This window comes from Rhizobium sp. BK313 (genome assembly GCF_014193655.1).
GTDB lineage: Bacteria > Pseudomonadota > Alphaproteobacteria > Rhizobiales > Rhizobiaceae > Rhizobium.
On the sequence record NZ_JACHZQ010000007.1, the window covers coordinates 243373 to 266569 of the forward strand.

At 60.5% G+C, this 23197-nt stretch carries 13 protein-coding genes; 1 reads left to right on the top strand and 12 read right to left on the bottom strand.

Annotated features, from left to right (window positions below):
• Window positions 1-23 precede the first annotated feature (23 nt).
• From glgX to FHT86_RS29615, 12 genes are all read right to left on the bottom strand, one after another.
• Window positions 24-1997 (bottom strand): glycogen debranching protein GlgX, encoded by a 1974-nt coding sequence (glgX, locus tag FHT86_RS29560; RefSeq protein WP_133710472.1) that lies wholly within the window; start codon window positions 1995-1997, stop codon window positions 24-26.
• An 81-nt stretch (window positions 1998-2078) separates the two neighbouring features.
• On the bottom strand, window positions 2079-3707 hold the full coding sequence (locus FHT86_RS29565; protein ID WP_133710473.1) for an alpha-D-glucose phosphate-specific phosphoglucomutase: 1629 nt from the start codon (window positions 3705-3707) through the stop codon (window positions 2079-2081).
• A 4-nt stretch (window positions 3708-3711) separates the two neighbouring features.
• Complete coding sequence (gene glgA, locus FHT86_RS29570) at window positions 3712-5154, bottom strand: glycogen synthase GlgA (protein ID WP_133710474.1); 1443 nt, start codon at window positions 5152-5154, stop codon at window positions 3712-3714.
• A 3-nt stretch (window positions 5155-5157) separates the two neighbouring features.
• Window positions 5158-6420: a glucose-1-phosphate adenylyltransferase gene (gene glgC / locus FHT86_RS29575; RefSeq protein ID WP_133710475.1), complete on the bottom strand. Its 1263-nt coding sequence runs from the start codon at window positions 6418-6420 to the stop codon at window positions 5158-5160.
• 26 nt (window positions 6421-6446) lie between these two features.
• The gene (gene glgB, locus FHT86_RS29580; protein WP_133710476.1) at window positions 6447-8654 is read right to left on the bottom strand and encodes a 1,4-alpha-glucan branching protein GlgB; all 2208 of its coding nucleotides are present in this window, start codon (window positions 8652-8654) and stop codon (window positions 6447-6449) included.
• Entirely contained in the window at window positions 8651-11113 is a 2463-nt protein-coding gene (locus tag FHT86_RS29585; RefSeq protein ID WP_133710477.1) for a glycogen/starch/alpha-glucan phosphorylase, read from the bottom strand. Before FHT86_RS29585 ends, glgB begins: the two co-directional genes overlap by 4 nt.
• A 296-nt stretch (window positions 11114-11409) precedes the next feature.
• Window positions 11410-12630, bottom strand: coding sequence for a vWA domain-containing protein (locus FHT86_RS29590; protein ID WP_133710478.1), 1221 nt, complete (start codon window positions 12628-12630; stop codon window positions 11410-11412).
• 120 nt (window positions 12631-12750) lie between these two features.
• Window positions 12751-13644 (bottom strand): transglutaminase family protein, encoded by an 894-nt coding sequence (locus FHT86_RS29595; RefSeq protein WP_133710479.1) that lies wholly within the window; start codon window positions 13642-13644, stop codon window positions 12751-12753.
• Window positions 13645-13648: 4 nt separating this feature from the next.
• On the bottom strand, window positions 13649-16066 hold the full coding sequence (locus FHT86_RS29600; protein WP_133710480.1) for a circularly permuted type 2 ATP-grasp protein: 2418 nt from the start codon (window positions 16064-16066) through the stop codon (window positions 13649-13651).
• Between the two features lie 13 nt (window positions 16067-16079).
• Window positions 16080-19400 carry a DUF2126 domain-containing protein gene (locus tag FHT86_RS29605; protein WP_133710481.1) on the bottom strand — a complete coding sequence of 1107 codons (3321 nt, stop codon included), beginning with the start codon at window positions 19398-19400 and terminating at the stop codon, window positions 16080-16082.
• A gap of 273 nt (window positions 19401-19673) precedes the next feature.
• Complete coding sequence (locus tag FHT86_RS29610) at window positions 19674-21101, bottom strand: mannose-1-phosphate guanylyltransferase/mannose-6-phosphate isomerase (RefSeq protein WP_133710483.1); 1428 nt, start codon at window positions 21099-21101, stop codon at window positions 19674-19676.
• 291 nt (window positions 21102-21392) lie between these two features.
• On the bottom strand, window positions 21393-22493 hold the full coding sequence (locus FHT86_RS29615; protein WP_133710484.1) for a DUF475 domain-containing protein: 1101 nt from the start codon (window positions 22491-22493) through the stop codon (window positions 21393-21395).
• A gap of 430 nt (window positions 22494-22923) precedes the next feature.
• Here FHT86_RS29615 and FHT86_RS29620 point away from each other — a divergent pair, with 430 nt between their 5' ends.
• Complete coding sequence (locus FHT86_RS29620) at window positions 22924-23172, top strand: hypothetical protein (RefSeq protein ID WP_133710485.1); 249 nt, start codon at window positions 22924-22926, stop codon at window positions 23170-23172.
• The last annotated feature ends 25 nt before the right edge of the window (window positions 23173-23197 follow it).

A 23197-nucleotide genomic window follows, 5' to 3' on the forward strand; every position in this document is an offset into this window, starting at 1 on the left:
ATAAGACCGGAAAGTCAACGGGCTCAGTTTTCGACGAGGAAGCTGACCGAGCGCGCCGGTACGATGATCGCGTTTTGAACCGTCGTCGTTTCCTTCGGATTCAGCAGCGACCAGCCTGCCTTGTCCGATGCCGGTAGCTCGAAGTCTCGTTCCTCGTCCGCACGATTGAGCAGCACGGCGAGACGAGTCTTCCTGCCGCTATCGCGATCCTCCGTCCCGATCGCCATGCCGAGCACGCGGGCATCCGGCGTCTCCCAATCGGGTATCGTCATCGCTGCGCCCGTGGCGGAGAACCAGAGGACATCGCCTTTGCCGTTGAAAAATTCCGTATCGCTAAAGGCGGTAAAGCGGCGGCGAAGGCTCGCGAGCCAGGCGGTGTGGCCAATCAGCTCCTCGTCCAGCGCCGCCCAATCCATCCAGGTGATGTCGTTATCCTGGCAATAGGCATTGTTGTTGCCGCGCTGGGTGCGCCCGCCTTCGTCGCCGGCAGTCAGCATGATCGTGCCGCGCGTAGCGAAGAGCGTCGACAGCAAGGCCTCGATGTCGGTGCGACGTTTGCGGAGGATCATCGGATCGTCCGTCTTGCCCTCGACGCCATTGTTCCAGGAGAAATTTTCGTTATGGCCATCGCGATTGTTCTCGCCGTTCGCCTCATTGTGCTTTTGGGCATAGGAGACGATGTCCATCAACGTGAAGCCATCATGAGCGGCGAGGAAGTTGACGCTGCGGGTCTGGGTGCGGCCGTCGCGGCCGAAAAAGGAGGAAGAGCCGGCAAGGATAGTGGCGATATCGCCGATCTTGTTGTTGTCGCCGCGCCAGAAACAGCGCAGATCGTCACGGGCGCGGTCATTCCATTCGAGAAAAGGAGCCGGAAAATTGCCGAGCTGGTAGCCACCCGGGCCGATATCCCAGGGCTCGGCAATCATGATGCGATCCTCGAGAACGTCGTCGGCGAACAGGGACCGCAGCGTCAGGCTTTCGGGGTCGAAACCTCTACTGGTGCGGCCGATGACGGTGGCGAGGTCGAAACGGAAGCCATCAATGCCCGCATGAAGCACGAAATGGCGCAAGCTGTCGATGATGAGCTGGCGCGTCGCCGGCTGGTCGCAGGCAACGGTATTGCCGGTGCCGGTGTCGTTGATCAGCGCGCCCAGCCGGTCGGGCTCATGGCGGAAATAGGTGGGATTGTCGAGGCCGCGCAGTGACAGCGTCGGGCCTTGGCGGTCGCTCTCGCCGGTGTGGTTGAAGACGAGATCGAGGATGACGGCGATGCCCTCGGCATGCAGCGCTGCGACCGTCTCGCGCAATTCCTTGACACCACCAGGTACCAGACGCGGGTCGAGCGCCATGAAGGCGACGGGATTATAGCCCCAGCCGTTGGTGAGGCCGAGCGGCGGCAGGTGCCGTTCGTCGATCCAGGCGACAATCGGCATCAGCTCGACGGCGTCGACATGCAGGCGCTTGAGATGCGCGATGACGGCCGGATGGGCGAGGGCAGCCAGCGTGCCGCGCTTCTCCGCGGGCACCTCCGGATGCAGCATAGTGAAAGGCTTGACGGCGATTTCATAGATCAGGCCGCCCGGCTTGAACAGCGGCTTGGCCGGCTTCACTGCTAGGTCGTGCGAGACAATCGCCCTTGGCATCAGATCCTGCGTATCCTCGCCGAACGTACCCAAGCGTGGATCGTAGTGGAAGGGTCGGTCAATTTCCTTGGCGTAGGGATCGACAAGCAGCTTCGACGGATCGAACCACAAGCCTTGATCCGGATCGTATGAACCATGGGCGCGAAAACCGTAACGCGCGCCTTCCTTGATGCCGTCCACTGCCAGGCGATGTTCTTCGCCTTCGCGCTTCATCGGCAGACGAGCAATCTCTTCTCTGCCCTCGGCATCGAAAAGGCAGAGCTCGATCTTGTCGGCATGCTTGGACCAAACTGCAAATTCCACGCCTTGGTCGGTAACCGTAGCGCCGAACGTTCGGGTGGCGGGCTCTTGCATGTCTCGCGGTACTCTCTGGATGTCTTGCAGTCATCACCTCTCCCCGTTTTACAGGGAAGAGGTGCCTTGGCGCTGAAAGGATCAGGTGATCACTGTCGGAGCGTCGCGACCAGTGCGCTCCTTGATATCGGCGAGCGACTGGGCGGCGACGATGAGGTCGGCAAGCGCTTCTTGAGTCTCGATATTGTGGCGAGTCGGGTCAGGCTCGTAGCGCTCGATGTAGACACGCAGGGTCGCGCCCGTCGTGCCGGTGCCGGAAAGGCGGAAAACGACGCGGGAGCCGCCTTCGAACAGGATGCGGATGCCCTGATGCTGACTAACCGACTTGTCGACCGGATCGTGATAGGCAAAGTCGTCAGCGGCGGAAACGGTGAGATCGCCGAACTTCGTGCCCGGCAGGGTCGGCAACTTCTCGCGCAGTGCATTGATCAGGCCGTTGGCGGCATCGGTGTCGACGCCTTCATAGTCGTGGCGCGAATAGTAGTTGCGGCCATATGTCGCCCAATGCTGGGTGACGATGTCGACCACGCTTTCGCCGCGCACCGCAAGGATGTTGAGCCAGAGCAGCACGGCCCAGAGACCGTCCTTTTCGCGAACGTGATTGGAACCAGTGCCGGAGCTTTCCTCGCCGCAGATCGTCGCCATGCCGGCGTCGAGCAGATTGCCGAAGAATTTCCAGCCGGTCGGCGTTTCGTAGATGCCGATGCCGCGCTTTTCGGCGACGCGGTCGGCAGCACCGCTGGTCGGCATGGAGCGGGCGATACCGGTGATGCCGTGTGAATAGCCAGGCGCCAGATTGGCGTTGGCGGCGAGGATCGCCAGGCTGTCCGACGGCGTGACGTAGATGCCCTTGCCGATAATCAGGTTGCGGTCGCCGTCGCCGTCCGATGCCGCGCCGAAATCGGGTGCATCATCGCCCATCATCTCGTCATAGAGTTCTTTGCAGTAGACGAGGTTCGGATCGGGGTGATGGCCGCCGAAATCCGGCAACGGCAGGAAATTGCGGACCGAGCCGCCCGGCGCGCCGAGACGGATTTCGAAGATTTCCTTGGCATAGGGACCCGTCACCGCGCTCATCGCGTCGAAGCAGAGGCGGAAGCCGAGGCTGATGAGGTTGCGGATGGCGCCGAAATCGAACAGCTCTTCCATCAGGGCGGCATAGTCTTCGACCGGATCGATGACTGAGACGATCATGCCGCCAATATCTTCGCGCCCGATGCGGTCAAGATTGATGTCAGCAAAATCGGCGATCTTGTAGCTTTCGATGACCTTGGTACGCTCGTAGATCGCGTCGGTGATCTTTTCCGGCGCCGGGCCGCCATTGCCGATATTGTACTTAATGCCGAAGTCTTCGGTCGGGCCGCCGGGATTGTGGCTGGCCGACAGCACGATGCCGCCGAACGCCTTATATTTGCGAATGATATTCGAGGCGGCGGGCGTCGAGAGAATGCCGCCCTTGCCGACCATCACCTTGCCGAAGCCATTCGCGGCGGCCATCTTGATGGCCTTCTGGATGACTTCGCGGTTGTAGAAGCGGCCATCGCCGCCGATGACCAGGCATTTGCCCTGATAGCCTTCAAGCGAATCGAAAATCGACTGGATGAAGTTCTCGGCGTAATTCGGCTGTTGAAATACGGGAACTTTCTTCCGGAGGCCTGACGTACCAGGCTTCTGATCCGCATAGGGTTTGGTGGGAACGGTTTTAATCATCTGGTTAAGCGCCTCTCGAGACAAGGCTGGAGTAGAGGGCTGCATAGCGTTCTGCGCTCTTGCCCCAGGATACGTCGGATTTCATGCCCTGCTTTTGCATCTGCGTCCAGACCTTTCGATCCTGGAAAAGGTGCATGGCGCGGCGTATGGCCTGCAGCAGCCCTTCGGCAGTGATGGGCGAAAACTGAATGCCGGTCGCGACTTTTGCCTGCAGCGCGGCATGGTTGGCGTCGATGATGGTGTCATTGAGGCCACCCGTACGCGCAACGATCGGCAGGCAGCCATAGCGTAAGCCATAAAGCTGCGTCAGGCCACAGGGTTCGAAGCGGGATGGAATGATGATGGCGTCGCAGCCGGCCTGCATCAGATGCGACATCGGCTCATTATAACCGGCGGACACGCCGACACGGCCGCGATGACGACCGGCGGCGGCAAAAAGCGCGCCCTCGAGAGCCGCATCGCCGGCGCCGAGGATGGCGAGCTTGCCGCCCATCCGAACGACATCGCTGGAAATGCGGGCGAGCAAGTCCATGCCCTTCTGCCAAGTCAGGCGGCTGACGACACAGAAAATCGGTCCGTCATCGTCGTCCAGACCAAAATGCTCGATGACGAGCTTGCGGTTCGCGGCGCGGTCTTTCAGCGTCGCGGCTCCGTAGGTCTGCGCGATCATCGGGTCGGTTTCCGGATTCCAGATACCGTCGTCGATGCCGTTCACAATTCCGTGCAGGCTGCTTACACGGCTGGCGATGACACCCTCGAGGCCCATGCCAAATTCCGGCGTCAGGATTTCCTCCGCATAGGAGGGGCTGACGGTGGTAAGGGCATGAGCGGTCTGGAGACCGCCTTTGAGGAAGCCGACATCGCCGTAGTATTCGACGCCCTCCATCGAAAAAGCATGGGCAGGCAGACGCAAGCCGGGGAAGATGTCGGAGCCGAATTGGCCCTGGAAGGCGATGTTGTGGATGGTGAGTACGCTCGGCAGTTCCGGCGTCTGAGCGTAGCGCATGTAGACCGGCACCAAGGCTGATTGCCAATCGTGCACATGCACCAGATCCGGCCACCAGCCGGGAAACAGGCCGGCGGCGATTTCCGCGCCGGCAAGCGACAAGGCGGCGAAGCGCCGCCAGTTGTCCGGATAATCCTTGCCGGTAGCGTCGACATAGGGGCCGCCGGTTCGGTTGTAATAGGCCGGTGCGTCGAGCACGAGGAGGGAACCCCCGTCGTACTCGGCCTCGAAGACCGTCGCTTTCTCGCCAAGCAGGTCGGCGAATTCGAGACGGGCCACCGGATTGCGGATGGCCTTCATGACCGCGGGATAGCCCGGAATCAGGGTCTTCGTTTCGACGCCATAGGGCTTGAGTGCGATAGGCAGGGCGCCAGCCACATCGGCCAGCCCCCCTGTCTTGATCAATGGGAAGACTTCGGACGATACCGAAAGAACTTTCATATGTCAGATATCCAGCTTGTCGATCATCGTCTGCGTGATCAGGCAGATACCACTTTCTGTGCGGCGGAAGCGCTTGGCGTCCAGTTCCGGATCCTCACCGACCACCAGGCCTTCCGGAATGGTGACGCCATGGTCGATGACGACATTCTTCAACTGGGCGCGGCGGCCAACCTTGACGCTCGGCAGCACGACGGCCCCCTCCAGTTTGGAATAGGAGTTGGCACGCACGCCGGTAAACAGCAGGCTGTTCGAGAGGCTTGCGCCGGAGATGATGCAGTCGCCGGCAACGACGGAAGAGACAGCCGAACCGCGGCGGTCTTCGTCGTCATGGACGAACTTGGCCGGTGGGTTGATCTCGGCGTAGGTCCAGATCGGCCAGGACTTGTCGTAGATATCAAGTTCCGGAACGATGGCGGTCAGGTCGATATTGGCCTGCCAGTAGGCGTCGATGGTGCCGACGTCGCGCCAATAGGGTTCGCGTTCGAAATCCGAACGGACGCAGGATTGCGCGAAACGATGGGCGACGGCTTTGCCGTTCTTGACGATGTAGGGAATGATGTCCTTGCCAAAATCGCGGCTGGAATTCGGGTCCGCGGCGTCGCGGCGCAGGCAATCGAGCAGGAACTTCGTGTGGAACACGTAGATGCCCATGGATGCCAACGCATGTTCTTCGTCCCCAGGGATACCCGGAGGATCGGCAGGCTTTTCAACGAAGGCGATGACCTCGTCCTTTTCGTTGACATGCATGACGCCGAAGCCGACCGCCTCCATGCGCGGTACTTCCAGGCAGCCGATGGTGACGTCAGCGCCGGAATCGACGTGCTGCTGCAGCATCCATTCATAGTCCATCTTGTAGACGTGGTCGCCGGCGAGGATGACCATGTATTCCGGACCATAGGGCTCGATGATGTCGATGTTCTGGTAGACGGCGTCGGCTGTGCCTTCGTACCATTGCGTTTCGGAAACGCGCTGGCTGGCCGGCAGGATGTCGAAGCTTTCGTTACGTTCCGGCCGCAGGAAGTTCCAGCCACGCTGCAGGTGGCGGATCAAGGAGTGTGCCTTGTATTGCGTGGCAACGCCGATGCGACGGATACCGGAATTCAGCGCGTTGGACAGCGCGAAATCAATGATACGAGCCTTGCCGCCGAAATAGACGGCAGGCTTGGCGCGGCGGTCGGTCAGCTCTTTCAGGCGGCTCCCCCGGCCACCGGCAAGAACGTAGGCCATGGCGTCGCGTGCCAGCGGCTGGATACGTTTTTCTACCATTTCATTCCTCCCTGTCTCTGATGGTCTCAAAATTCCGGTTCGAGCATGATGGTCGCCAGAGGAGGTAGCGTTATTGTCGCTTGTATGCCCCCGCCCGCATTGACGGCCTGTACACGCCCGCCATTGCCCTTGCCGCTGCCGCCGTAAATGTCGGCATCGGTGTTCAGTATTTCGCGCCACCGTCCCTCGGCTGGCAGGCGCAAGGTGTAATTCTCGCGGTAGACCGGTGTGAAATTGGTGATGACCGCAACCGGCTTCTCGCCCGGCGCCTTGCGCAGCCAGGCGAAGACCGAATTCTCGAAATCATCGACGATCAACCATTCGAAGCCGTCGCCTTCGCAGTCCCGGGCGTGCAATGCCGGCTTGCTGCGATAGGTGAAGTTGAGATCACGCACCAGGCGTCGCATGCCCTCATGCATGCGGTATTGCAGGAGATTCCAATCCAGCGCGCGGGCTTCGCTCCACTCGCTCCATTGCGCGAATTCCTGGCCCATGAACAACAGTTTCTTGCCGGGATAACCCCACATGAAGGCGTAGTAGGCGCGCAGATTGGCAAACTTCTGCCAGTCGTCACCCGCCATCTTGGCGATCAGCGAACCCTTGCCGTGCACCACTTCGTCATGGGAGAGCGGCAGGACGAAATTTTCCGAGAAGGCATAGATCAGGCCGAACGTCAGCTCGTTATGGTGATATTTGCGGTGCACGGCCTCGCGGGAGAGATAGCTCAGCGTATCGTGCATGAAGCCCATGTTCCACTTGAAGCCGAAACCGAGGCCGCCTTCGTGGACCGGCTGCGACACTTTCGGCCAGGAGGTCGATTCCTCTGCGATGGTCATCACGCCCGGATGCGAACCATACAGCCTTGTGTTCATGGATTGCAGGAAGCGAACTGCCTCCAGGTTCTCGTTGCCGCCATATTCGTTCGGGATCCATTCGCCGTGCTTACGGGAATAGTCGAGATAAAGCATCGAGGCGACGGCATCGACGCGCACGCCGTCGAGATGGAATTTCTCGGCCCAATAGAGTGCATTGTTCTGCAGGTAGGCCAGCACTTCGGTGCGGCCGAAATTGTAGATCGCTGTGTTCCAGTCGGGATGAAAGCCCTGACGCGGGTCTTCATGCTCGTAAAGCGCAGTGCCGTCGAACCAGCGCAGACCATGCTCGTCCGTCGGGAAATGCGCCGGCACCCAATCGAGGATGACGCCGATGCCGACCTTGTGACAGCCGTTGACGAAGCGTGCAAAACCTTCCGGCTCGCCGAAGCGGGCGGTCGGCGCATAAAGGCCGGTGGTCTGATAGCCCCAGGACGGATCGTAGGGATGTTCGGTGATCGGCAGGAATTCGATATGGGTGAAGCCCATGTCGACACAATAGGGGATAAGGCGCGAGGCGAGCTCGTCCCAGGACAGCATCGAGCCGTCGTCGCGTCGTTGCCAGGAGCTGGCATGCACCTCGTAAATGGAAATTGGCTGGCGGCGTTGATCGACACTGGCCCAATGTTCGCGGTGCGCCGTGTCCTCCCAGACCTGGGTCATCTCGTTGGCCGTGACCGAGGCAGTCTTCGGCCGGAGTTCACTGCGGCGGGCGAAGGGATCGGCCTTCAGCGGCAAGAGCACGCCGTCATGGCCGCGAATTTCGAACTTGTAGGCAACGCCGGCTGGAACGTCCGGTGCGAAGATCTCCCAGATGCCGGAGTCCGAGCGAAAGCGCATGACGTGCCGGCGGCCATCCCAATTGTTGAAGTCGCCGACCACCGAAACACGCTGCGCGTTCGGCGCCCAGACCGCAAAGTGAAAGCCTTGCACGCCCTCGTGCTTCAGGAGGTGCGCGCCCATCTTGTCGAACAGGCGGAGATGCGTGCCCTCGCGGACAAAGTAGTCGTCCATCGGCCCGAGCACTGGGCCGAAGCTATAGGGATCGGTCACCGCCCATTCGGCGTCGCCGCGCCGGGCGCGATAGCGCACCGGCTGTTGTTTGGCGACTGTAACATCACCGGAAAAGAACCCGGCTGGATCGAGACAATCCAGCTCACCGATGACGGAGCCGTCAAGCGCCATGGCGGTGACGGCTTCTGCGCCGAGAATGAAGCAACGGGCGATGAACCCATCATCCGTACGATGCACGCCGAGAACGGCGAATGGATTGGAATGCGTGCCTGCGAGAATTGCAGCAATCTCGTCTGCCGAAATATCCCTCAAGGCAATGCCGTCAGCGGGTCTTTTCGGCTTTTTCATCCAGCTCTCCAGATTTCCTTGGCATATTGACGGATCGTCCGATCAGAGGAAAACCAGCCCATGCGTGCCGTATTGTTGATCGTCTTGGCATACCACTCGGAGGGATTGGCCCAGAGGGTGTCGACGTCGCGCTGGGCTGCGGCATAGGCGTCGAAATCGGCTGCGACCATGAACCAGTCATGGGCATAAATGCCGTCGATCAGGCCGGCATAGCGGGTGCGGTCGTCCGGAGAGAAGACGCCCGATGCGATAGCCGCAAGCGCCTGCGCCAGTTCGCGCGAACGTTCGATGACGGCGCGGGGATCGTGGCCGTCGCTGCGCAGATTGGCGACCTCGTCGGCCTTCAGACCGAAGATGACGATGTTGTCTTCGCCGACATTGTCGCGCATTTCGACATTGGCGCCATCCAGCGTGCCGATAGTCAGCGCGCCGTTGAGGCCGAACTTCATGTTGCCTGTGCCGGATGCTTCCATGCCGGCGGTCGAGATCTGCTCGGAGAGGTCGGCGGCCGGAACCATGACTTCGGCGAGGGAGACATTGTAGTTCGGCACGAAGACGACCTTCAGCAGGCCGCGCACCGACGGGTCGTTGTTGACGACGCGGGCGACGTCGTTGATCAGCTTGATGATCAGCTTGGCGTTGTGATAGCTCGGCGCCGCCTTGCCGGCGAACAGTTTCACGCGCGGCTGCCAGTCCAGTTCCGGATGCGAGCGGATCTGGTCGTAAAGCGCGACGGCTTCGACGATATTCAGAAGCTGGCGCTTATATTCATGGATACGCTTGATCTGGATGTCGAACATCGCATTGGGATCGAGCTTGATGCCCATGCGGCTGGCGACCAGATTGGAAAGCTGCACCTTGTTGGCGCGTTTGACGGCGGCGAACCTTTCCTGGAAGGCGCTGTCGCGGGCGAACCGGTCGAGCGGCTTCAACTTCTCCGCATCATCGAGGAACTCGTCGCCGATGGTTTCGCGAACGAGGCCGGTCAGGCCCGGATTGCATTGCATCAGCCAGCGGCGCGGCGTGATGCCGTTGGTCTTGTTGTTGATGCGGTCCGGATAGAGCTTGTGCAGGTCGGCGAAGACGGTGACCTTCATCAGATCGGTATGGAGCGCCGAGACGCCGTTGATCGAGTGCGAGCCGACGAAGGCGAGATTGCCCATGCGCAGGCGGCGGTCGCCGTTTTCATCGATCAGCGAGATCGAACGGATTTCAGCGTCGCTGAAATTGCGGGCCTTGCGGGCTTCAACCAGGATCTTGGCGTTGATCGCGTAGATGATCTGCATGTGGCGTGGCAGCAGCCGCTCGAACAGCGGCACCGGCCAGCTTTCCAGCGCTTCCGGGAGAAGCGTGTGATTGGTGTAGCCGAAGGTGTTGCGGGTGATATCCCATGCAGCGTCGAAGTCGAGGCCGTGAACGTCGACCAGAAGGCGCATCATTTCGGCGACGGAGACGGCCGGATGGGTGTCGTTCAGTTGGATCGCGACCTTGTCGGCGAGATTCGTCAGATCGTCATACTGCTGCAGATGGCGGCGCAGGATGTCCTGCAGCGAAGCGGACGAGAAGAAGAATTCCTGGCGCAGGCGCAGTTCCTGGCCGGCGGGGGTTGCATCGGCCGGATAGAGAACGCGGGTCAGGCTTTCGGCCTTGTTGCTTTCGCGGAGCGCGCCGATGTGGTCGCCGGCATTGAAGGCGTCGAGCAGGATCGGGTCGATCGGCTGTGCCGACCAGAGGCGCAGCGTGTTGACGCGCTTGGCGCGCCAACCGACGACGGGCGTATCGAAGGCGGCTGCGATGACGCGCTCGGCTGGCTTCCAGACATAGCGCGGCCGGTCATCGTGGCCGCTGACGAATTCGACGGCGCCGCCGAAACCGATTTCGTAGGCGCTCTCCTGACGCTCGAATTCCCAGGGATTGCCGTGGGCGAGCCAGGTTTCCGGCAGCTCCACCTGCCAGCCGTCGGCCATCTGCTGGCGGAACAGGCCGTGAACATAACGAATGCCGTAACCATAGGCCGGGACGTCTACGGTCGCCATCGACTCCATGAAGCAGGCTGCAAGACGGCCAAGGCCGCCGTTGCCGAGCGCTGCATCGGGCTCAAGGCCGGCGATGACACGGATATCGACGCCGAGCGAGGAGAGCGCATTGGTGATCTCCTCCATCAGGCCGAGGTTCGAAACGGCATCGCGCATCAGGCGGCCGATGAGGAATTCGAGAGATAGATAGTAGACGCGCTTGGCACCGGTTTCGTAGACCTTGCGGGTCGATTCCATCCATTTGTCGATGACGCGGTCGCGAACGACAAGGATGGTCGCCGTCAACCAATCGTGCGGCTTGGCGACTTTTGCATCCTTGCCGATGCGATAGGTCAGGCGCTCGATGATTTCTTCCGCAAGGATTTCGGGGCGGGAACTGCGGGGGGCCGGAACGGGGAGATTGGCTTTGGTCAAGTTATTCATACTATCAAGTCTCACCATTTGTGATTTATATTCAGGAGGTTACGCCCGATTAAATCAAATTGCCATTGCCTCTACGTAGCAGTTTATGCACCGAAGTAAAGCTGTTGCAACAAGTGAATCAGGCAAATGCGAAAATACCGGGCAAACGCTCTCGGCGGACCAAAAAGACTTGATTCCGGTTATATTTCCGGCTCTTATCTTCGGATACGCCAACAGCAAAAACCGCTCCAGATTGCTCTGGAGCGGTTTTGCTTTTACGACCTGTTTATGAATTCTAGAGCATCGGGCTCTAGCTGTTATTTGGTCAGAAGCGTCATTTTCTTCGACGTCTGTGTGGCGATCGACGAAAAAGCGCTGAAAAGGTCTGCGGCATTCTGCGGCGTGAAGTAATCGGCCGCTGTCGTTGCGCAGTACTTCAGCAAAGCCTGGCCGTTTGCGGGCGCCATGAAGGCGATCGTGTAAACATGGATGCCAGCGGTGCGTGCTGCATCGCACTGAATCTTGGTGTTTTTATCGGCGTCCGTCACGTTGTTGTCGCCGTCCGTCATGAAGACGATATATGTAGCCGGGTTTGTCGAGCCGTTCTTGTTCTTATGTTGCAGCTGCTCATTCGTGAGCCCCGGTGTCGAGGACGCCATTGTCAGGGCGGTCACTGCAGCCGTGAAGGCAGGCGCCGAGTTTGTCGTGCCGCTTGACGTCAAGTTGTTAACGTATTTGGTGAGGCCACTGGTGCCCCAGGCCAGCGCCGTCGGTGTCTGGGCGTTGGAATTGTAGGAGTCGGCGCCGGTGCGAACATACATGCTGTTCGGGTCGGCGCTGTTCAATTGTGTGGCGAGGTTCGCGGTAGCGATCTTCAGCGATTGCATCTTCGTGTAATAATTGGTCACGGTGCAGGTCTTGTTCTTGTTGTTGCTGCAAGGAGCAGTGGTCGTCGGCTGCTGAGCATTGACCGTGTCTGTTGCTTCGTCCATCGAGCCGGAGCGGTCGAGAACGAAATACATGGACAGCGGGCTCTTTTGATTTTGCGTTGTTGTGTCATTGCCGCTGACCGAGGTGCTCGATGCGCTCACGTTCATCGTGCTGACGCCGAGCATGCGGGTCATGCCGTTCACCTGCATCGCATACGACGCGTTCACGACGACGGAATAGCCGACATTGCCTGAGGAATCGGTCGTCTTCGTCACTGTTGCGGTAGTGCCGGCCTTGAGCGCGCTGGTGGCGTCCGCATCGCCGGCAAGATAGTTCGACATCTGCCCTGTGACGAAGTCGGCCGCCAACTGCTGGGCGTTGGATGTCGTCGCACTGCCATTGTTGAGCGCCGTTGCCGTGGCGAGGGCTGCGGCGTCGGTCGCCTCCTGCAACTGGCTGTCGGAAACCGCCATGTTGGAAACATCGACCGCAACGCCGGCAGCGGCGGCGACGACGGGAATGGCGAGCGCGGTCAATATGCCGAAATTGCCGGCGCGATCGCGTAGAAGGTGTTGGATGCTGCGAAATTTGCTCGAACCGGTGATCATCATGTCCGCCCAATGAGAGAAGCCTCAGAATTGACGGTGACTATCGGCGAAAACTCTAAGCGCGCCGTTTAGATGATCGTTCGAGTTTTAGCGAATAGCCGGATTATTCCCGTTTTGGTTTTATTTCATTTTTTGCTGTTTTAGCGGAATAACGTCGACGGCCTGCACCGTTTTCTGGCTGCCGTAGCTCTTCAGCACCCCGATGACAGGGGCGACGTCGGAATAGTCGCGACCGTAGGCGACGACGATGTGGTCGGTTCCGGCAGGGATGTTGTTGGTCGGATCGAGCTCGATCCAGCCCGCCGTCTCACCGCACCAGATGCGCACCCAGGCATGCATGGCGTCGGCGCCTTCCAGCCGTTCCTTGCCGGGCGGCGGGATGGTGCGCAGGAAGCCGCTGACATAGCCGGCCGGAATGCCGAGGCTGCGCAGCGCGATGATCATCACATGGACAAAGTCCTGGCAGACGCCGCGTTTCAGGCGGAATGCCTCCTTCGGCGTGGTGTCGACCGTCGTCGCCTTGGGGTCGTAGACGAAATCCTTGTTGATCTGGGCGCAGACGGCGTGGGCGATCTGCATCACCGTCAGGTTGGTCGTCGCCCACTGCCGGGCGTAGTCTGCGATCTCCGTTGTCTCCGGCAGGCGCGGGCTGCTGCCGGTAAAATGATGGGGCGAGGAAGGCTCGACCGACCAGCTATCGCTAATCTCATCCGGCAGCTTGGCGAGCATCGGAGAAAAGTCGGCGGTAACCGGCTGACTTTCCACCTGCACTCGCGCTTGCATACGGATGTCGAGCTTTTCATGCGGGTTGCGCACGAGGATCGAGGTCGCGGGATGTTGGAAAAAATCGGTGAAGTTCGACTGTTCGTCCGGATGCGGGGTAACTTTCAGCGAGCCGGCAATCAGGCGCTGGCGGTTGGTCAGCGACAGCGGCAGCACGCGCACGATGTGGCGCGCGCCAGTGGCCGGCACGTCGTAGATATAGCCCATGTGCAGCGACAGGTCGTATAGCATCACATCATCCGAGATAGGTCTGGGCGAGTAGGTCGGAGAGTCGTTCCAGCTCCCGTTCCAGCCGCTTGTAAACCTCGTCGTTCATCGTTTCTGGCGTCATGACGGCCAAGCCCGAATGCAGCCGCATGGCTTCGCGGTAGAACGGCGACATCTGGCCGTTGATGAAGGCGTTGGGCAATTGCTCCACTTCGCGATGGATCTCGTTCATCTGGAAGAGAATTGAGCGGGGGTTGAGTGGATCAAGCGCCAGGAGGTCGGTCACCGTCAGGCGAGCGGTATTGACGTTGTAGCGGCGGCGGTGGGTCATGACGCTGTCGCCGATTTCGAGCAGCATGTCGAGCGCGCCATCCGGGGCGTCCGGGCCGGACATGCGCCCGAGCAGGCGCGTCATATGCAATCCACGCTCGATATATCGGCCGAGCGACAGGAAGCGCCAGCCGGTGAAGCGATACATGTTTTCATGCACGAGACCGGCAAAACCCGCGAGCTTGCGCAGCAGGATCGTCATGGCGTGGCTGGCGTCGTCGCCGGATTTGACCTTTTCCTTGAAACGGCGGGCGGTCTTGGCAAGGTCGTTCAGCGCCAGCCAGCCGTCCGGCGAGAAGCGGTCGCGGATGTTGCTGGCGGAGTAGACGGCGCTGTCGATATTGCGCAGCAGGTTTTCCGGCACCGCTTCCTTGGTGTCGATATCGATGGCTGCGAGATAGGCGCTGACGTCGGCCAGCAGTGGCTGGGTCGGATCGGCGGCTTCGGCAAAGCGCCCGTGCCAGGCGCGCAGGATGCGCAACGCCCCTTCGGCGCGTTCGATATACCGGCCGAGCCAGAAAAGATTGTCAGCAGCGCGGCTCGGCAGGCTGCCGGGCATGTTGCGAGTAAAGGTCTCTTCGGCCGGCAACAGCGTGTGACGCTCCACCGGCTTGTCGGAGACGATCCAGACATCGGCAGCGGAACCGCCGGCCTGCATGGCGATGGCGGCGACATCGTCACCACTGCCGATGCGGGCAAAGCCGCCCGGCATGATCTGCCAGCCGCTTTCGGTGCGGGCGGCAAAGACGCGCAAACTCATCGGTCGCGGCAGCAGCTTGCCGTTTACCCAGGCGGGCGTCGTGGAGAGCGTGACGACCTCCTGGCCGACCAGCTTGTGGCCGTCCGTCGCCAGCCAGTCGGCAATCGATTCCTTGGCAGTGGTGCGCAGCGTCGAGCCCAATACAGACTGACCGTTATCGTCGAAGAAGGGCATGCAGGAATAGGCCGGGCCGATCACCATTTTCTCGATGTGCGCGGCGACATGCTCGCGCTCGGCCTTCTGTCCGCACCACCATGTGGCGATCGATGGCAGCTTGAGGTCTTCACCACGCAGATGCCGGCAGATGGTGGGCATGAAGGCGAGAAGCGCGCGGGTTTCCAGAATACCGGAACCGAGCGCGTTGACGATGGTGACGGTTTGCGCTCTCAGCGCCTCGACCATGCCGGGCGTGCCGATATGGGATTGCTGGTTCAGCTCCAACGGGTCCGCATAGGAAGCGTCGAGGCGCCGCCAGAGCACGCTGATCGGCCTCAAGCCTGCAACGGTACGCACCATCAGCTGGTCGTTGACGACGGTAATGTCCTCGCCTTCCAGCAGCATGAAGCCGAGATAGCGAGCGATATAGGCGTGTTCGTAGTAGGTCTCGTTGGCAGGCCCGGGTGTCAAAACGGCGATGCGGTCGGCCGCGCCGCGCTTCACGCCCTGCAAAGCGTCACGGAAGGCGCCGAAGAAGGATGCGAGGCGATGCACTCTCGTCTCGGCGTAGATATCGGAGAAAGCGCGCGTGGTGGCGACGCGGGTCTCCAGCGCGAAACCGGCGCCTGACGGAGCCTGTGCGCGGTCGGCCAACACCCACCAATTGCCGTCCGGCCCGCGGCCGATCTCGAAGGCGAGGAAGTGCAGATAGTGCCCGTCTGCGGGCTTGACGCCAACCAGCGGCCGCAGGAATTCCGGATTGGCGGCGATCAGCGCCGGCGGCAGCAGCCCTTCGTTGACCAGCCGGTTGTCGCCGTAGATATCGGCAATGACCTCTTCGAGCAGGTCGGCGCGCTGGCGCAGGCCGGCCGACAGCGTCTGCCATTCGCGCTCGTCGATCAGCACGGGAATATGCGAAATCGGCCAGTTGCGTTCGCTGACGCCCGTTGCTCCATAGGCACGGTAGAAAACGCCGGCGTCGCGCAGATAGCGGTCGGCGCGGGCGAAACGTTCCAGGAGCTCCTTTTCCGGCATACGGGCCAATGCGGCCAGCAGGTTTTGCCAGACCGGCCGTACGACACCTTTATTGTCGACCATTTCGTCGGCGACGCCGGGCAGAGCGGAATAGGCAAAGGCCGGATCGTTGCCGATGCCAGCCCTTACCTCGTCTCGCCGCTCCGTCGCTGGTTTTTTACCCATGCGTATTCCCGTTTCATACTCCTGTCGGCCGCCGGAGATCGAGCGTCAACGGAAATTCCCCCGACACTGATTCTGCGCGCAGATTATAGCCGCCCGCCGTATGTCCCCAAGGTTCGAATCGCGCCAGGCGTCGCGCTTCGGCCTCGTTGCCGTTGACGGGGAAGGTGTCATAGTTCCGGCCGCCCGGATGGGCAACATGGTAGATGCAGCCGCCGATGGAACGCTCCGACCATGTATCATAAATGTCGAAGGTCAACGGTGTGTCGATCGGCAGAACCGGATGCAGGCCCGAGGCTGGGTGCCACGCCTTGTAACGGACGCCGGCGACGGAGACGCCCGATGTGCCTGTCTGTGTCAGCGGCACGGCGCGGCCGTTGCAGGCGACGGTGTAGCGCGAGGAATTACTGGTCTCGAGCCGCACCTGCAGCCGCTCCACCGACGAATCAACATAACGGACGGTGCCGCCGATCGCGCCTTCTTCGCCCATGACATGCCAGGGTTCCAGGGCCTGGCGCAGTTCCAGTTTGCTGCCCTCATATTCGACTTCTCCGCAGAAGGGAAAGCGGAATTCGAGCTGCGCCTGGAACCATTCGGGGCGAAGATCGAAGCCGTTTTCCCGGAGGTCCGTGAGTACGTCGAGGAAATCCTGCCAGATATAATGCGGCAGCATGAAACGGTCGTGTAGCGCCGTGCCCCAGCGGACGAATTTGCCGTCGATCGGGTTGCGCCAGAAGCGGGCGATAAGGGCGCGGACCAACAATTGCTGGGCGAGGCTCATGCGCGCGTTCGGCGGCATTTCGAAGCCGCGGAGTTCCACTAGGCCAAGGCGACCGGTCGGTCCATCCGGGGAAAACAGCTTGTCAATGCAGATCTCCGAGCGGTGGGTGTTGCCGCTGGCGTCGGTCAGAAGGTTGCGGAACAGGCGGTCGACAAGCCAGGGCAGCGGCGGGATGCCTCGACCGGGTGCAGGCACCTGAGCGAGCGCGATTTCCAGTTCGTAGAGGCTGTCGTGGCGCGCCTCGTCTATGCGCGGCGCCTGGCTGGTCGGGCCGATGAACAGGCCGGAAAAGAGGTAGGAGAGCGAAGGGTGGCGCTGCCAGTGCAATACCAGGCTCTTCAGAAGGTCCGGCCGGCGGAGGAACGGGCTGTCGTTCGGATTGGCGCCGCCGACGACGACATGATTGCCGCCGCCGGTGCCGGTGTGGCGGCCGTCGATCAGGAATTTGTCGGTGCCGAGGCGCGTCTGCCGAGCCTCTTCATAGACCGCGGTGGTGATGTCGACGCATTCCTGCCAGTTCGACGCCGGGTGAATATTGACTTCGATCACACCGGGATCGGGTGCGACGCGGACAACGTTGATGCGCTCGTCCTGGGGTGGCGGATAGCCTTCGATATGCACCGGCAGTCCGAGTTCCGCCGCCGCATTTTCGGCGGCAGTCAGGAGTTCGAGATAGTGCTCTATCTGTTCGACCGGCGGCATGAAGACACAGAGCCGGCCGTCGCGCGGCTCGACCGAGATCGCGGTGCGCACCGCGCCGCCGATTTCGCCGAGCGTCTGCTCGACCCGCGATTGCGCGCTTTCGTCCGCCTGGAAAGAGGCTTCCGGCATAGCGCGCCCGGCAGGCACGATCACATCCGGCAGAGGTGTGCGCGGGATGGAGGGATCGGCGGTATGGATATAGGGATAACGCGACGGCGGCACGTATGGCAGGGTGCCGAGCGGCAGGCGATAGCCGACCGGGGAATCGCCCGGCACCAGGAAAATCTTGCCGCGGCGGGTGCGCCATTTTTCGCTGACCCAGCGCGTGCGGCTGGCGCGCGCATTCCAGGCCTGCACGGGTAGGATATAGCCGGTCGCCGTCGTCAGACCGCGTTCGAAGACGCGGGCGATGCGGCTGCGTTCCTCCGGGTCCTTCAGTTTCGAATTGGACGGATCGACATTTTCCGGCAGGCTGCCTTCCTTGATGATCCATTCGGCCGGGTCTTCATAGGCCGGCTGAACCATATCGGGCGCGATCGCCAATTCCTTCGCAATCGCGGTCAGAAGCTTACCGGCGTCGTCCGCACTCGCGCCGGTCTTAGCAGTCTCTTCGGCAATCAAAGCAGGATTTTGCCAGACTGGCCTGCCGTCCTTGCGCCAGTAGAGCGAGAAGGTCCAGCGCGGCAGGCTCTCGCCCGGATACCATTTGCCTTGGCCGTAATGCAGGAAGCCGCCGGGCGCGAAGCGATCGCGTAGGCGACGAACCAATTGATCGGCCCTGTCGCGCTTTGTCGGGCCGACGGCGGCGGTGTTCCATTCTTCCGACTGGAAATCGTCGATCGAGATGAAGGTAGGCTCGCCGCCCATGGTCAGGCGCACGTCATCGCTTTTCAGGATGCCGTCGACTTCCTGGCCGAGCGCATTCAGCGCTTCCCAACTTTCATCGGAGAAGGGCTTGGTGATGCGCGGATGCTCGGCAACGCGGGCGACCTTCATGGCAAAGTCGAACTCGGTTTTGGCTTCGCCAAAATAACCGCCGGAGATCGGTGCTGCGTTGCGGTAGTGCGGCGTGGCGGCAAGCGGAATATGGCTTTCGCCGGTCAGTAGGCCCGAGGTCGGGTCGAGGCCGACCCAGCCGGCGCCGGGAAGATAGACCTCAGCCCAGGCATGCAGGTCGGTGAAGTCGTATTCCGTGCCCGAGGGGCCGTCGAGCGCCTTCAGATCCGGCGTGAGCTGAATGAGATAGCCGGAGACGAAGCGGGCGGCGAGGCCAAGATGGCGGAGAAGCTGGACGAGCAACCAACTCGTATCGCGACAGGACCCTTTTGCCTTTTCCAGCGTCTCCTCGGGCGTTTGCACGCCGGTTTCCAGGCGGATGACATAGCCGATCTCATGCTGCAGCCGCGCGTTGAGGCCGACGACCATGTCGACAGTGCGCTGCTCGGAGCGGTCCAGCGTTGCAAGGAGGGCCGCAAGGCGCGGCCCCGGCTCCTCCGGCTTCATGTAGATCGACAGATCTTCGCGCATCGTCTCGGGATAATCGAAAGGCCACTTGGTAGCCTCCTCTTCGACGAAGAAGTCGAAGGGATTGTAGACCGTCATGTCGGCAACGAGATCGACCTCGATCTTCAGCTCGGTCACCGGATCGGGAAAGACGAAGCGAGCGAGATAATTGCCGTAGGGGTCCTGCTGCAGATTCACGAAATGATTGGAGGGGGTCACCTTTAGCGAATGGCTGAGGACGTGCGTCTTGGAATGTGGAGCGGGTTTCAAGCGAATGATTTGAGGGCCGAGGCGGACCGGATTGTCGTATTTGTAATGGGTGAGATGATAAATACTTGCTTTGATCGCCATATTTCTCTTTGCCTAGCTCGCATCGTTGTGCGGCATTTGCTGTTCCCGTCAGCAGTGTGTGCAATGCAGCGGAAGAATGCAAGGCATCTAAAGCGCATAGCGATCTCTGGGATTCGCTTCAGGCTTTCGATTTTGCGCATGTCGTCATCGCAAAACCGCTGCGCACTTTTGCGCGACATGCTTTGGGCGGTCAATCAGAGCCATTCCACATAGTGCCAAAATAAAAGCGGCGAGCATTTGCCCGCCGCTTTGAAATCGATGCCGTCGAAAACCTCAGCTTCGGCCGAACTCATCGACCAGGCGGATGATATCGTCTTCGCCGAGATAGGAGCCAGTCTGCACTTCGATCAGTTCCAGCAGGATCTTGCCGGGATTGGAAAGGCGATGCACTTCGCCGAGCGGAATATAGATCGACTCGTTTTCACGCAGCATCTGCACGTGTTCGCCGACGGTCACTTCAGCGGTGCCCTTGACGACGATCCAATGTTCGGAACGGTGGTGATGTTTCTGCAGCGACAGCTTCTTGCCGGGCAGGACGAAGATGCGCTTCACCTGGAAACGCTCGCCGTTCAGGACCGACGTATAGCCGCCCCACGGGCGATAGGACGTCGGATGCGTCTCGGTGAGCTTGGCCGTCATCTTCTGGCTGGCGAGCAACTTGACCAGCTTGCCGACTTCCTGGCTGTCCTTGAGATGGCCGACATAGACGGCGTCTTCGCTGGCGATGACGGCGACGTCCTCCATCCCCTGCACGGCGAGATGGACGCCATGCGTCATGACAAGCGAGTTCTTGGTGTTGACCAGCGTCGTGTCGCCGGCAGCCACATTGCCGTTTTCGTCGCGCTTGCCGACCTTCCAGACCGAATCCCAGCTGCCGAGATCCGACCAGGTGAAGGGCGAGGGGACGACGGCCGCATTTGCCGTCTTCTCCATCAGTGCGTAGTCGATGGAGATATCGGGGCTCTTGACGAAGGCCTCAGTGTCGAGACGGGTGAAATCGAGATCGCGTGTTGCCTTCGAGACCGCCTTGCTGGCGGCTTTTTCGACCTCAGGCGCGTATTCGTGCATTTCCGAGAGAAGCTGGCCGGCAGAGAACATGAACATTCCGGAGTTCCAATAGAACCCGCCGCTGGCGATCATTGCCTCGGCCTTTTCCAAGGCGGGCTTTTCGACGAAACGCTTGACCGCATGTGCGCCGGTCGAAAGTGCCTTGCCGCTCTCGATATAGCCGTAGCCGGTCGCCGGCTCGGTCGGCGCAATGCCGAAGGTCACGAGCTTGCCTTCGAGCGCGGTATCGCGGGCGGTGCGAACGCAATCGTAATAGATGGCGTTGGCGTCGATCTCGTAATCGGATCCGAGGACGTGCATCGTCGCGTCCTTGCCGAAGAGTTCTGTGACGAGCGTGGCGGCTGCGGCAACGGCAGCAGCGGTGTTGCGGGCAACCGGCTCCAGCAGGACCGCGGCCAGCTTCAGGCCGAGTTCACGCGCCTGCTCGGCAACGAGGAAGCGAAACTCTTCATTGGTGAGTACGATAGGAGCTTCGTAAAGCTCTGGATCAGAGACGCGCGTCAAAGTGCTCTGGAAGAGCGTCTTGTCACCGATGAACTGGATGAATTGCTTCGGCGCGCAAGCGCGCGATAGCGGCCATAACCGTGTTCCCTTGCCTCCGGCCATGATCACTGGGACGATTTTGGCTGCCATATCTTGCCTCTCTCCTAGACACTTCATTCAAGAACGCTTCGCGGACATCTGCAACATATGCGATTGCCGCGTTCGTCCTTTAAACAACTGGCTTTCGCCATTGCGATATTTTTCAGGAAAACACCAGTGCGAATTACCATCGGCTGCGAACATTCGTCGATCTTAGTGAGGAAATTCTAACAATCAAAGTCATGCTTCGGTTGAGAGACCAGATCCGTGTTGCGGGAATTTTTCATCGAAAGGCGTAGGTGTTGCCGCTATTTCGATGCGGCAACACCATGGATCATTTTGTCAGGCCTTGGCTCTGTCGCGGGGCTCTTCATGCGCTGGGTCATGCTCGACGCCGTTGCGCTTGTTGTAGCGGATCGACGACCAAAGGGAGATGCCGATCAGTGCCGCGCCGCCGAGGCCGGTAATCACTTCGGGAATATGCATGAGCGTTTGTACATACATGATCACCGAAAGAATCAGGATGGCGTAGAAAGCCCCGTGTTCCAGATAGCGATAGTGGGCGAGCGTGCCTTTTTCCACGAGCATGATCGTCATCGAGCGCACATACATTGCGCCGATACCGAGACCGATGGCGATGATGAAGAGGTTCTGAGTGAGCGCGAAAGCGCCGATGACGCCGTCGAAGGAGAAGCTGGCATCAAGGATTTCCAGATAGAGGAAGGCTCCGAGACCACCCCTGGCAGCGGCGCTCATCGTCTTTTGCGAGGCATCCAAAAAGCCGCTGAGGACCTCTACCAGAAGAAAGGTCAGCAGACCGTAGACGGCGGAATAAAGGAATGTCGTCGCATCCTCGCCGCCGAGCAGAGAGGCGAAAATCAGAACGAGGATCAGCACGAAGGCGATCTCGATGCCTTTGACGGTGGCAAAACGCGCCATCGTCTTTTCGACAAAGGCGATCCAGTGCACATCCTTCTCGTGATTGAAGAAATAGGTAAGGCCGACCATCATCAGGAAAGTGCCGCCGAAAGCGGCAATAGGCAGATGAGCGTCATGCATAATCGCGGCATATTGCTCCGGTTCCGCAGCCGCGAGCTTCAGCGCTTCCCAAGGATTGATATGGGCGGCAACGGCGACGATCGCCAGCGGAAAGACGATGCGCATGCCGAAGACGGCGATGACGATGCCCCAGGTCAAGAAGCGATGCTGCCAGAGCGGCGTCATCTCTTTCAGCTTGTTGGCATTGACGATGGCATTGTCGAAGGAGAGCGAAATCTCCAGCACGGCCAGTACCGCGCAGATGAAGAACGCGGTCGCCAAGCCGCCAAGCGTGCCGGTCATGTTCCAGCCGAGCACTCCGCCCAGGATAAGACCGGCGACCGTGACGATGAAAGCCCAACCGAAATAGCCGAGCGTGGATTTGGAAGGAGAGGATTGCGTCATCGACGCACCTCGTGAACAACGGACAAACTGTATCTGGACTCAAGGCGCAGCCGCATACCGGAGACGGCATGCGGGCGAGGCATGGTCAAACTAGTCATGAAAAGAAATCCGCCGGCTCATCTGCAGGCGGTACCGACATCGCGAGAGCGCCGTTAAAACTCTCGCCAGAGGGGCCCGGCACCAAAGTTCACTCCGCAGCCGATGTCAGAAGGTGCGGACGTGCTACCATTAGTTAGTGAAATTATGGCGCCCGTCAAGAGCGTACGCCGTTCGATACCTGTCGCCGCCGGCAGAACAGGATTTTCCGGAACCAAACTGAGAAGGGAGCGTTTGGCCTTAAGGCGGGCAGGGCGATGTCCGTTGCGAGGCAGATCCCCACAATGGCGGATTTTATTGTCGGATAGAGAGCAGCGGCCAAGGAGGACCTTCCATGAGCCCCCATCCCATTCATCGGAAACCAAAAGAACAGAAGCCAGAACCGACGGCCCGGCAAAAGCGCACACGCTCCAACGTTCTGCGCCAGGCGCAGGTATTGCCGCCGCACAATGTCGACCTGACGCTGCAGCCTGCGACACATGACGATGTCCATGTTCCGGCTCATGTCAGCGGCGCGGACCTGTCGCGCGAGGCGCCGGGCGATGCCAATCACGGCGGGAAAAACAAAGGCCGTTCAAAGTAAACTTTGGAAGCCGAAGGATTTTCCG

Excerpts from the sequence above, each read along its gene's own strand:
- FHT86_RS29620 (WP_133710485.1), top strand. The coding sequence starts at position 22,924 with ATGAGCCCCCATCCCATTCATCGGAAACCAAAAGAACAGAAGCCAGAA.
- FHT86_RS29590 (WP_133710478.1), bottom strand. The coding sequence starts at position 12,630 with ATGATCACCGGTTCGAGCAAATTTCGCAGCATCCAACACCTTCTACGC.
- glgA (WP_133710474.1), bottom strand. The coding sequence starts at position 5,154 with ATGAAAGTTCTTTCGGTATCGTCCGAAGTCTTCCCATTGATCAAGACA.
- FHT86_RS29595 (WP_133710479.1), bottom strand. The coding sequence starts at position 13,644 with ATGCTATACGACCTGTCGCTGCACATGGGCTATATCTACGACGTGCCG.
- glgC (WP_133710475.1), bottom strand. The coding sequence starts at position 6,420 with ATGGTAGAAAAACGTATCCAGCCGCTGGCACGCGACGCCATGGCCTAC.
- FHT86_RS29605 (WP_133710481.1), bottom strand. The coding sequence starts at position 19,400 with ATGGCGATCAAAGCAAGTATTTATCATCTCACCCATTACAAATACGAC.
- FHT86_RS29585 (WP_133710477.1), bottom strand. The coding sequence starts at position 11,113 with ATGAATAACTTGACCAAAGCCAATCTCCCCGTTCCGGCCCCCCGCAGT.
- FHT86_RS29600 (WP_133710480.1), bottom strand. The coding sequence starts at position 16,066 with ATGGGTAAAAAACCAGCGACGGAGCGGCGAGACGAGGTAAGGGCTGGC.
- FHT86_RS29565 (WP_133710473.1), bottom strand. The coding sequence starts at position 3,707 with ATGATTAAAACCGTTCCCACCAAACCCTATGCGGATCAGAAGCCTGGT.
- FHT86_RS29610 (WP_133710483.1), bottom strand. The coding sequence starts at position 21,101 with ATGGCAGCCAAAATCGTCCCAGTGATCATGGCCGGAGGCAAGGGAACA.
- glgX (WP_133710472.1), bottom strand. The coding sequence starts at position 1,997 with ATGCAAGAGCCCGCCACCCGAACGTTCGGCGCTACGGTTACCGACCAA.
- glgB (WP_133710476.1), bottom strand. The coding sequence starts at position 8,654 with ATGAAAAAGCCGAAAAGACCCGCTGACGGCATTGCCTTGAGGGATATT.
- FHT86_RS29615 (WP_133710484.1), bottom strand. The coding sequence starts at position 22,493 with ATGACGCAATCCTCTCCTTCCAAATCCACGCTCGGCTATTTCGGTTGG.